This is a genomic window from Prevotella sp. OH937_COT-195, assembly GCF_003932845.1.
GTDB lineage: Bacteria > Bacteroidota > Bacteroidia > Bacteroidales > Bacteroidaceae > Prevotella.
On sequence record NZ_RQZH01000183.1, the window covers coordinates 1 to 356 of the forward strand.

Here is a 356-nt window from a genome sequence, read left to right on the forward strand (position 1 = left end):
ATCATGGAGGGCATAAACGAGCTGTTGAAGAACAAGGCTGACCTTGTGCATTCAAGGCATCGCTCCATACACAACTTCATCATGAATCTATGCTCGGCGCCGGCGGCGTATTGCTTCTTTGACAACAAACCGAATGTACTACCGGTATATGTGGAGAATACAAGGCAATTGCAACTTTTTTAGAAACGGATTGTCCCGAACTGGCGTATCAATGACATGCTCAAGAATACGGCACAACTGGTACACTCAAGGCACAGATCGGTCAACAATTTCATCATGAGCATGATTGCAGCACTGGCGGCATACTGCTTCTTCGACAACAAGCCGAAAGCACTTGATGGATATTATATTGAGGA

The 356-nt window shown here is 45.5% G+C and carries 2 pseudogenes; both read left to right on the forward strand.

Annotation, left to right across the window (positions count from 1 at the left end):
• Positions 1-183, forward strand: a pseudogene (locus EII32_RS12655) (IS982 family transposase); the annotation flags it as partial.
• Between the two features lie 24 nt (positions 184-207).
• Positions 208-356, forward strand: a pseudogene (locus tag EII32_RS11830) (IS982 family transposase); the annotation flags it as partial.